The organism is Aeromicrobium sp. (genome assembly GCF_025965075.1).
Taxonomy (GTDB): Bacteria; Actinomycetota; Actinomycetes; order Propionibacteriales; family Nocardioidaceae; genus Aeromicrobium.
In genome coordinates, this window is the sequence record NZ_JAOPXQ010000159.1 from 1 (window position 1) to 10974 (window position 10974).

A 10974-nucleotide genomic window follows, 5' to 3' on the forward strand; every position below is an offset into this window, starting at 1 on the left:
CGTCGGGGTCGTCGTACGCCAGCACGATCGAGCCGGGTGTGTGGCCCTCGACCTCGATGACCTCGAGCTCGCAGGAGCCGACCCGGACCCGGGCGCCGGTCTGGACGCGGACGTCGACCGGCAGGGGGAGCTCATCGGCATCCTTCTCGCCCGCGACGGTCTCGGCGCCGGTGCGCTCGACGACGCTCGCGAGCGCCTGCCAGTGGTCGCCGTGGCGGTGGGTCGTGACGACCCGGGCGAGTCCGTCCACGCCGATCAGCTCGAGCAGGCGGTCGTACTCGGCCGCGGCGTCGACGAGGACCTGCTCGCCGGTCAGGACGCAGCGCAGCAGGTAGGCGTTGTTGTTCATCTCGCCGACCGCGATCTTGGTGATCTGCAGGTCGCCCGCGGGCTGCACGTCGGCCGGCCCGCCGACCTCGACTTCTCCGGTGTACGTCATGGGACCACCCTGCCAGAACCGCTGAAGCGGTGCGCTGGCATCCACGGTCGGCCGAGATGCGGACGCCGGCGCACCGCAACCCGGGCAGGTGTGACGGGCCCGACCCCGTTCTCGGAAAGAAACTGTCAGGCCCCGTCGTTACGATGACGTGGGGCACAATCCTGCCCTCGACACCACCGATTTTCTCAGGGGAGCCAGTGACTGATCGCCTCGTCATCCGCGGCGCACGAGAGCACAACCTCAAGGACGTCTCGCTCGATCTTCCGCGGGACTCCCTGATCGTGTTCACGGGCCTGTCCGGCTCCGGGAAGTCGTCGCTGGCATTCGACACGATCTTCGCCGAGGGGCAGCGCCGCTACGTCGAGTCGCTGTCGGCGTACGCGCGCCAGTTCCTCGGGCAGATGGACAAGCCCGACGTCGACTTCATCGAGGGACTGTCGCCGGCGGTCTCGATCGACCAGAAGTCCACGAGCCGCAACCCGCGCTCGACGGTCGGCACGATCACCGAGGTCTACGACTACCTCCGCCTGCTCTACGCCCGCGCGGGACGCGCGCACTGCCCCGAGTGCGGCGAGCCGATCGCCCGGCAGACCCCGCAGCAGATCGTCGACCGCATCCTGGCCGGTGAGGAGGGCGCCCGGTTCCAGGTCCTCGCGCCGGTCATCCGTGGCCGCAAGGGGGAGTACCTCGAGCTGTTCCGCCAGCTGCAGACCCAGGGCTTCAGCCGCACGATCGTCGACGGCGAGGTGCACATGCTCGCCGACGAGCCGCCCAAGCTGGCCAAGCAGAAGAAGCACACGATCGACGTCGTGGTCGACCGCCTTCAGGTCAAGAAGAGCCAGCAGCAGCGGCTCACCGAGTCGATCGAGACCGCGCTCAACCTGGCCGACGGCCTGGTCATCATCGACTACGTCGACCTCGACCCCAAGGACGAGCACCGCACCCGCCGCTTCTCCGAGAAGCTCGCGTGCCCCAACGACCACCCGCTCGCGGTCGACGAGCTCGAGCCGCGCTCGTTCTCGTTCAACGCCCCGTTCGGCGCCTGCCCCGAGTGTCACGGCCTCGGCACCCGGATGGAGGTCGACCCCGAGCTCGTGGTTCCCGACGACGCCAAGTCGCTCAACGACGGTGCGGTCGTGCCGTGGGCCTCGGCCCATGTGTCGGACTACTTCTCCCGCCTGATCGGCGCGCTCGCCGACGAGCTGGGCTTCAGCGCCGACACCCCGTGGGGCGACCTGTCCGACGAGGTGCAGGAGGCGATCCTGCGCGGGCACTCGACCAAGGTGCACGTCCGCTACAAGAACCGCTACGGCCGGGTCCGGTCCTACTACACCGAGTTCGAGGGCGCGATCACCTACCTCGAGCGCCGGCACGCCGAGACCGAGTCGGAGACCAGCAAGGAACGCTTCGAGGGCTTCATGCGCGAGGTCCCGTGCCGGGTCTGCAAGGGCGCGCGCCTCAAGCCGGTCATCCTGGCCGTGACGCTGAGCTCCACCGAGCACGGACCCAAGAACATCGCCGAGGTGTGTGCCCTGTCGATCCGCGAGGCGGCCGACTACCTGAGGTCGTTGGAGATGACCGATCGCGAGAGCCAGATCGGTGAGCAGGTCCTCAAGGAGATCAACGAGCGGCTCCGCTTCCTGCTCGACGTCGGCCTGGACTACCTCGCGCTCGACCGCCCCGCCGGCACGCTGTCCGGTGGCGAGGCGCAGCGCATCCGGCTCGCGACCCAGATCGGTGCCGGCCTCGTCGGCGTCCTGTACGTCCTCGACGAGCCGTCGATCGGCCTGCACCAGCGCGACAACCAGCGGCTGATCGAGACGCTGATCCGCCTGCGGGACCTCGGCAACACCCTGATCGTCGTCGAGCACGACGAGGACACGATCCGGGCGGCCGACTGGGCCGTCGACATCGGCCCCGGCGCGGGCGAGCACGGCGGACAGGTCATCGTGTCGGGCCCCGTCAAGGAGCTCTACGCCAGCAAGGACTCGCTGACCGGCCAGTACCTCTCGGGCCGCAAGTCGATCCCGCTGCCGGACAAGCGGCGCAAGCCCGTCAAGGGCCGCGAGCTCCGGGTCCGCGGGGCCAAGGAGAACAACCTGCGCGACATCGACGTGGCGTTCCCCCTCGGCATGCTCGTCGCGGTGACCGGGGTCTCGGGCTCCGGCAAGTCGACACTCGTCAACGACATCCTCTACACGCAGCTCGCGCGCACGGTCTACGGTGCCCGGACGATCCCCGGCCGGCACCGCGCGATCGACGGCCTCGACCAGGTCGACAAGGTCATCCACGTCGACCAGTCGCCGATCGGCCGCACCCCGCGGTCCAACCCGGCGACCTACACCGGCGTCTTCGACCACGTGCGCAAGCTGTTCGCGCAGACGTCCGAGGCCAAGATGCGCGGCTACCAGCAGGGCCGGTTCTCGTTCAACGTCAAGGGTGGCCGCTGCGAGGCGTGCTCGGGCGACGGCACGCTCAAGATCGAGATGAACTTCCTGCCAGACGTCTACGTGCCCTGCGAGGTGTGCCACGGCGCGCGCTACAACCGCGAGACGCTCGAGGTGCACTTCAAGGGCAAGACGATCGCCGACGTGCTCGACATGCCGATCGACGAGGCCGTCGACTTCTTCGAGGCCCACAACGTCATCGCCCGGCACCTGCGCACGCTGGTCGAGGTGGGGCTCGGCTACGTCCGCCTGGGCCAGCCGGCCACGACGCTGTCGGGTGGCGAGTCCCAGCGGGTCAAGCTGTCCGCCGAGCTGCAGAAGCGCTCGACCGGCCGCACGGTCTACGTCCTGGACGAGCCGACGACGGGCCTGCACTTCGAGGACATCCGCAAGCTCCTGGGCGTCCTGCAGCGCATCGTCGACACCGGCAACTCGGTCATCGTCATCGAGCACAACCTCGACGTCATCAAGAGCGCCGACTGGGTGCTCGACATGGGGCCCGAAGGTGGCAGCGGCGGTGGACTGCTGATCGCCGAGGGCACGCCCGAGGACATCGCGGCCGCGCCGGACAGCCACACGGGCCGCTACCTCAAGTCCCTGCTCACGAGCTCGTAGGCTGGGTCGGTGGCAGATCCCGCAACGTACCGACCGGCGCCGGGGGAGATCCCCACAGATCCGGGCGTCTACCGGTTCCGTGACGCCGAGAAGCGGGTCATCTACGTCGGCAAGGCCAAGTCGCTGCGCCCACGGTTGAGCTCGTACTTCCAGGACATCAACAACCTGCACCAGCGCACGCAGCAGATGGTCATGACGGCGTGCTCGGTGGAGTGGACCGTCGTGACGACCGAGGTCGAGGCGCTGGCCCTGGAGTACTCCTGGATCAAGGAGTTCGACCCGCGCTTCAACGTCAAGTACCGCGACGACAAGTCCTATCCGTGGCTCGCCGTGACGGTCGGCGAGGAGTACCCCCGCGTCACCGTGATGCGCGGCGCCCAGCGCAAGGGCGTGCGCTACTTCGGCCCCTACGGCCACGCCTGGGCGATCCGCGACACGGTCGACACACTGCTGCGGGTGTTCCCGATGCGGTCGTGCTCGGCGGGGGTGTTCCGCCGCGCGAAGGCGATCGGCCGACCGTGCCTGCTGGGCGACATCGGCAAGTGCGCCGCCCCCTGCGTCGGCCGGGTCAGCGCCGATGAGCACCGCGCGATCGTCGACGACTTCATGGCCTTCATGGGCGGGCAGACGGCCGGGTTCACCAAGCGCATCGAGGAGCGGATGCGGGCGGCCTCGGACAACGAGGAGTACGAGCTCGCGGCCAAGCTGCGGGACGACCTCGGCGCCCTGCGGCGGGTGCTGGAGAAGCAGACCGTCGTCCTCGGCGACGGCACCGACGCGGACGTCCTCGGATTTGTCGAGGACCCACTCGAGGTCGCGGTGCAGATCTTCTCGGTGCGGGGAGGGCGGATCCGCGGGCAGCGGGGCTGGGTTGCAGAGAAGGCCGACGAGGCGTCCTTCCCCGAGCTGGTGCAGACCGCGCTGATGACGCTCTACCAGGACGCGATCGCCTCGGCGATCCCTCGCGACGTGCTGGTCCCGACGATGCCGGCCGACGTCGACACCGTGACCGCGCTGCTCAGCGAGCGCCGCGAAGGGCCCGTGACGATCCGGGTGCCCCAGCGCGGTGACAAGCGCCGGCTCATGGAGACCGTCGAGCAGAACGCGAAGCAGTCCTTGATGCGGCACAAGATGAAGCGCACCTCCGACCTGACGGCCCGCAGCCTCGCGCTCGAGGAGATCCAGGCCGCGCTGGACCTGGCCACGGCGCCGCTGCGCATCGAGTGCTACGACATCTCCAACCTCGGCGCGACCGAGACCGTCGCCTCGATGGTCGTGTTCGAGGACGGACTGCCCCGCAAGTCCGAGTACCGCCGGTTCACGATCCGCAACGAGGGGCAGAGCGACGTCGCCGCGATGCACGAGGTCATCACCCGTCGCTTCAGCCAGCTGCTCCGGGCGCGGGAGGACAACGACGAGGACGGGCCGGGCATCGATCCGGAGACGGGCAAGCCCCGGCGGTTCGCCTACACACCGTCCCTCGTCGTCGTCGACGGTGGCCCGCCGCAGGTCCAGGCGGCGCATCAGGCGATGCAGGCTCTCGGCGTCACCGACGTCGCCCTGGTCGGGCTCGCCAAGCGCCTCGAAGAGGTGTGGCTCCCCGACGAGGACGATCCGGTGATCCTGCCGCGCACCAGCGAGGGCCTCTACCTCCTGCAGCGACTGCGGGACGAGGCGCACCGCTTCGCAATCACCCACCACCGGGGCAGGCGGAGCAAGTCGATGATCGAGAGCGTCCTCGACCCCGTCCCGGGACTCGGCCCGACCCGGCGCAAGGCGCTGCTCAAGTCGTTCGGCTCGGTCAAGAAGCTGAGGGCCGCATCGGCCGAGGAGATCGCCTCCGTGCCCGGCATCGGCGCGGCTACGGCACAATCCATCGTGCAGGCGCTCGCGACCGGCGACGGCAGTGAGCAGGCACCCACCATCAACACCGCGACCGGCGAGATCCTCGACCCGTGAGCGGCCACCAGTGACAGGAGAAGGCCGTTGACGACCCTGACCCAGCTCGTGCTCGTGACCGGCATGACCGGGGCCGGCCGCGGATCGGCGGCCAAGGTGCTGGAGAAGACCGGCTACTACGTCATCGACAACCTGCCGCCCGACCTGCTGTCGGCAGCGGTCGAGACGGTGCAGAAGTCCGATGACATCGACCGGCTCGCGGTCGTCGTCGACGCGCGGTCCCGGGAGTTCTTCGCGGGCCTCGACGAGGCGATCGAGGTGCTGCGCGACCAGGGCGTCAGCACCCGCATCCTCTACCTCGAGGCGGCCGACGAGGTCCTCGTGCGGCGTCAGGAAGCCGCCCGCCGCCCGCACCCGCTGAGCCTCGAGGGCCGGCTGATGGACGGCTTCGACCGGGAGCGGGAGCTGCTGCGCCGCATCCGTGGTCGCGCCGACATCGTGGTCGACACGACCAACCTCAACGTCCACCAGCTGGGCCAGCGCATCCACGCGGCGTTCCAGGACCCCGACTCCGGGGGCCTGCGCGCCTCCGTCATGTCGTTCGGCTTCAAGTACGGCCTGCCGATCGACGCCGACATGGTCGCCGACCTGCGGTTCCTGCCCAACCCGTTCTGGGTCGACGAGCTGCGGCCGCTCAGCGGGCTCGACGACTCGGTCAGTGACTACGTGCTGAGCCAGCCGCGGGCCGAGGAGTTCCTCGAGCAGTACGAACGCCTGGTCGCACTGCTGACCGACGGCTACCTCCGCGAGGACAAGCACTTCCTGACGATCGCGATCGGCTGCACGGGGGGCCGGCACCGCAGCGTCGCGATGTCCGAGGCATTCGCCGAACGGCTGCGAGCGCAGGGCGTCCGCACGCTCGTCGTCCACCGCGACCTGGGGCGAGAGTGATCTCACGTCCCGAGCCGGTTGAACGCTTGGAGGGCGATCTCAAGGTCGTCTCGCTGGGCGGGGGGCACGGGCTGGCGGCGAGCCTGTCCGCGCTCCGGCGGCTGACGACGGAGCTGACCGGGGTCGTGACGGTCGCCGACAACGGCGGGTCGTCGGGCCGGCTGCGCGCCGAGCTGGGCGGCCTCCCGCCCGGGGACCTGCGGATGGCGCTGGCCGCGCTGTGCGGCGACGACGAGTGGGGACGCACGTGGGCCGGCATCCTCCAGCACCGCTTCACCGGCGACGGGCCCCTCAAGGACCACGCGATGGGCAATCTGCTGATCGCCGCGATCTGGGACCAGGTCGACGACCACGTCGCCGGCCTCGACCTCGTCGCGGAGCTCCTCGGCGCGCAGGGCCGGGTGCTGCCGATGGCGACGGTCCCGCTCGACATCGAGGCGGACGTGCGCCTGTGGTCGGCGCCGGACCGGCTCTCGGCCGTCCGCGGCCAGGTCGAGGTGGCCTCGGTCGACGGGCAGGTCGTCACGGTGCGGCTCGACCCGGGTGACCCGCCGGCGTGCCCCGAGGCCGTCGCGGCCGTCACCGCCGCCGACTGGGTCGTCGTCGGCCCGGGCTCCTGGTTCACCAGCGTCATGCCCACGCTGCTCGTCCCGGGCCTGCGTGACGCCCTCATCTCCACGACCGCCAAGCGCGTCCTGGTGCTCAACCTGACCGAGCAGGAGGGGGAGACCGAGGGGCTGAGCCCCACCGATCACCTCGAGGTGCTCGCGGCCCACGCACCCGAGCTGGGGCTCGACGCCGTCATCGCCGACCCCAGCCTCGTTGACAGGCGTGGGACGCTGGAAGCGACCGCTCGATCACTCGGTGCACGCCTGTTCGTGAGCGAGGTCGCGACGACGTCCGGATCGGACCAGCACGACCCGGGACGGCTCGCAGCCGCATTCGGCCACGTCATGAGACAGGCGTAGGGTGACGGGACACTTCACGAGGCAAGGGAGATCTGCCGCATGGCGATGACGGCCCAGGTCAAGGCAGAGCTGGCCAACACCACCATCACGAAGTCGTGCTGCCGCAAGGCCGAGGTCTCGTCGATCCTGCGCTTCTCCGGCGGGCTCCACATCGTCTCGGGACGCATCGTCGTCGAGGCCGAGCTCGACACCGGCAGTGCGGCCCGCCGCCTGCGCAAGGACGTCGCCGAGATCTACGGCCACGACAGCGAGATCCTCGTGATGCAGAACGCCGGCATCCGCAAGGACACCCACTACGTCGTGCGCGTCTCCAAGGACGGCGAGGCCCTGGCCCGCCAGACCGGCCTGATCGACGGCAGCGGCCGTCCGATCCGTGGACTGCCGCCGCAGGTCGTGTCCGGCTCGTCGTGCGACGCCGTCGCCGCCTGGCGTGGGGCCTTCCTGGCCCACGGCTCGCTGACCGAGCCCGGCCGCTCGTCGGCGCTCGAGGTCAGCTGCCCCAGCCCGGAGGCCGCCCTGGCGCTCGTCGGCGCCGCCCGCCGGGTCGGCATCAGCGCCAAGGCCCGCGAGGTCCGCGGCATCGACAGGGTCGTGATCCGTGACGGCGAGGCGATCGGCGCGCTCCTGACCCGGCTCGGCGCGCACGAGTCCCTGCTGGCGTGGGAGGAGCGGCGCATGCGCCGTGAGGTCCGCGCGACCGCCAACCGGCTGGCCAACTTCGACGACGCCAACCTGCGACGCTCGGCCCGCGCGGCGGTCGCCGCCGGTGCCCGGGCGCAGCGCGCGTTGGAGATCCTCGGCGACGAGGTCCCCGACCACCTCAAGCTCGCCGGCACGCTCCGCGTCGAGCACCGGCAGGCAAGCCTCGAGGAGCTCGGTCAGCTGCACGAGCCGGCGCTCACCAAGGACGCCATCGCGGGCCGCATCCGCCGCCTCCTGGCCATGGCGGACAAGCGCGCGGAGGAGCTCGGCGTGCCCGACACGGAGTCGAGCCTGGGCGAGGACAGTCTCGCCGACGGGTGACTCGCCGGTGGCCGGCGTCACTCGGTAGGGTGGATGCGTTACCCACCCGATCCCGCAGGAGAGCTGTTCCCCGTGACCGTACGCGTAGGCATCAATGGATTTGGCCGCATCGGCCGCAACTTCTTCCGCGCGGCTCGCGCCGCCGGGGCTGACATCGAGATCGTCGCCGTCAACGACCTGACGGACAACAAGACGCTCGCCCACCTGCTCAAGTACGACTCGATCCTCGGTCGCCTCGACGCCGACGTCACGTACGACGAGACGTCCATCTACGTCGGCGAGCAGAAGATCGTCGCCTTCGAGGAGCGCGACCCGGCCAAGCTCGACTGGGCCAGCGTCGGCGTGGACATCGTCATCGAGTCCACCGGCTTCTTCACCGACGCGACGAAGGCCAAGGCCCACATCGACGGTGGCGCCAAGAAGGTCATCATCTCGGCGCCCGCCAAGAACGAGGACGTCACGATCGTCATGGGCGTCAACCACGAGCTCTACGACCCGGCCGCGCACACCGTGATCTCCAACGCGTCGTGCACGACCAACTGCCTCGCTCCGATGGCCAAGGCGCTCAACGACGCGCTCGGCATCGAGAAGGGCCTGATGACGACGATCCACGCGTACACGCAGGACCAGAACCTGCAGGACGCCCCGCACTCGGACCTGCGTCGCGCCCGCGCCGCCAACCTGAGCATCATCCCGACGTCGACCGGCGCCGCCAAGGCCGTCAGCCTGGTGCTCCCCGAGCTCAAGGGCAAGCTCGACGGCTACGCGCTGCGCGTCCCCGTGCCCACCGGATCGGCGACCGACCTGACGTTCACCGCCTCGCGTGAGACCACGGTCGAGGAGGTCAACCAGATCGTCAAGGCGGCCTCGGAGGGTGCCATGAAGGGTTTCCTGGTCTACACCGAGGACCCGATCGTGTCGGCCGACATCGTGACGGACCCCGCGTCGTGCATCTTCGACTCGGGCTTGACCAAGGTCATCGGCGACCAGGTCAAGGTCGTCGGCTGGTACGACAACGAGTGGGGCTACTCCAACCGCCTCGCCGACCTCGTCGTGCACGTCGGCGCCACTCTCTGACGTGAAGACGGTCTCGAACCTCGGCGACCTGCGCGGCAAGCGCGTCCTCGTCCGCAGTGATCTCAACGTGCCGCTCGACGGTGCGACGATCACCGACGACGGCCGCGTGCGCGCGAGTGTCCCCACGATCAAGCTGCTGGCCGACTCCGGTGCGCGCGTCCTCGTGACCGCGCACCTGGGTCGCCCGGACGGCGCGCCCGACGCGAAGTACTCCTTGGCCCCGGTCGCGGAGCGCCTCGGCGAGCTGCTCGGCGCGCCCGTCCAGTTCGCGTCCGACACCGTGGGGCCCGAGGCCCAGCGTGTCGCCGCGAACCTCGGTGACGGTGAGGTCGCGGTGCTGGAGAACGTCCGCTTCAACGCGGGGGAGACCAGCAAGGACGAGGCCGAGCGCGGCGCGTTCGCCGACAAGCTTGCGGCCCTCGCCGACGTGTTCGTCTCCGACGGTTTCGGTGTCGTGCACCGCAAGCAGGCCAGCGTCTATGACATCGCGACCCGGCTGCCCGCCGCGGTCGGCGGTCTGGTCGAGGCCGAGGTCACGGTGCTCAAGCGCCTGACCGAGGACCCCGAGCGGCCCTACACCGTCGTGCTGGGTGGCTCGAAGGTGTCGGACAAGCTCGGCGTCATCGACAACCTGCTCGCGAAGGCCGACAACCTCCTGATCGGTGGCGGCATGGTCTTCACCTTCCTCAAGGCCCAGGGCCACGAGGTCGGCACGTCGCTGCTCGAGGAGGACCAGCTCGAGATCGCCCGCGGCTACATCCAGCAGGCCGCCGACCAGGGCGTACGCCTCGTGCTGCCGACGGACATCGTCGTCGCGCCGGAGTTCAAGGACGCGGACGCCTCGACGGTGGCCGCCGACGCGATCCCGGCCGACCAGCTGGGCCTCGACATCGGCCCGGACAGCGCCGCGGCGTTCGCCGACATCATCCGCGGCTCGCGGACGGTGTTCTGGAACGGCCCGATGGGCGTGTTCGAGATGGCGTCGTTCGCGGCCGGCACGAAGGCCGTCGCGCAGGCGCTCACCGAGGTCGACGGCCTGTCGGTCGTCGGCGGAGGCGACTCCGCCGCGGCGGTGCGCCAGCTCGGCTTCTCCGACGACCAGTTCGGGCACATCTCCACCGGTGGCGGGGCGAGCCTGGAGTACCTGGAGGGCAAGACGCTCCCGGGTCTCGCCGTCCTCGATCAACAGCAGCGTGAAGGGAACTGACATGGCCTCCGCACGCAAGCCACTCATGGCCGGCAACTGGAAGTCCAACCTCAACCACCAGGAGGCAGTCGTCCTGGTGCAGAAGCTCGCCTGGACGCTGCAGGACAAGAAGCACGACTTCGACAAGGCCGAGGTCGTCGTGCTCCCGCCGTTCACCGACCTGCGCAGCGTCCAGACGCTCGTCGACGGCGACCACCTGGCGATCGGCTACGGCGCGCAGGACGTGTCCGAGCACGATGGGGGCGCCTACACCGGTGAGATCTCCGCCGCGATGCTGGCCAAGCTCGGCTGCTCCTACGTCGTGGTCGGCCACTCGGAGCGTCGGGAGCACCATGCGGAGTCCGACGC

The 10974-nt window shown here is 70.0% G+C and carries 9 protein-coding genes; 8 read left to right on the forward strand and 1 reads right to left on the reverse strand.

Annotated features, from left to right (window positions below; genetic code table 11):
* Nucleotides 1-439 (reverse strand): MBL fold metallo-hydrolase (locus JWQ91_RS09890; protein WP_297783040.1); only part of this gene is annotated, 439 nt, incomplete at its 3' end.
* 197 nt (nt 440-636) lie between these two features.
* Here JWQ91_RS09890 and uvrA point away from each other — a divergent pair.
* The 8 genes from uvrA to JWQ91_RS09930 all read left to right on the forward strand — a co-directional run.
* Complete coding sequence (gene uvrA / locus JWQ91_RS09895) at nt 637-3501, forward strand: excinuclease ABC subunit UvrA (RefSeq protein WP_297783042.1); 2865 nt, start codon at nt 637-639, stop codon at nt 3499-3501.
* A 9-nt stretch (nt 3502-3510) separates the two neighbouring features.
* Nucleotides 3511-5460, forward strand: a complete 1950-nt coding sequence (gene uvrC / locus JWQ91_RS09900) for an excinuclease ABC subunit UvrC (RefSeq protein ID WP_297783045.1) — start codon at nt 3511-3513, stop codon at nt 5458-5460.
* A gap of 27 nt (nt 5461-5487) precedes the next feature.
* Nucleotides 5488-6351: an RNase adapter RapZ gene (gene rapZ / locus JWQ91_RS09905; protein WP_297783048.1), complete on the forward strand. Its 864-nt coding sequence runs from the start codon at nt 5488-5490 to the stop codon at nt 6349-6351.
* 26 nt (nt 6352-6377) lie between these two features.
* A complete protein-coding gene (yvcK, locus tag JWQ91_RS09910; protein ID WP_297783051.1) occupies nt 6378-7319 on the forward strand; it encodes a uridine diphosphate-N-acetylglucosamine-binding protein YvcK in 942 nt (313 codons plus the stop codon).
* 39 nt (nt 7320-7358) lie between these two features.
* Nucleotides 7359-8342 (forward strand): DNA-binding protein WhiA, encoded by a 984-nt coding sequence (gene whiA, locus JWQ91_RS09915; RefSeq protein ID WP_297783054.1) that lies wholly within the window; start codon nt 7359-7361, stop codon nt 8340-8342.
* Between the two features lie 72 nt (nt 8343-8414).
* A complete protein-coding gene (gap, locus tag JWQ91_RS09920; protein ID WP_297783057.1) occupies nt 8415-9419 on the forward strand; it encodes a type I glyceraldehyde-3-phosphate dehydrogenase in 1005 nt (334 codons plus the stop codon).
* A 1-nt stretch (nt 9420) separates the two neighbouring features.
* Nucleotides 9421-10626, forward strand: coding sequence for a phosphoglycerate kinase (locus tag JWQ91_RS09925; protein ID WP_297783060.1), 1206 nt, complete (start codon nt 9421-9423; stop codon nt 10624-10626).
* Between the two features lies 1 nt (nt 10627).
* On the forward strand, nt 10628-10974 hold a 347-nt coding region (locus tag JWQ91_RS09930), incomplete at its 3' end, for a triose-phosphate isomerase (protein ID WP_297783063.1).

What these genes read in the sequence shown, in the direction of transcription:
- whiA (WP_297783054.1), top strand. Translation starts at nt 7,359, where the DNA reads ATGGCGATGACGGCCCAGGTCAAGGCAGAGCTGGCCAACACCACCATC.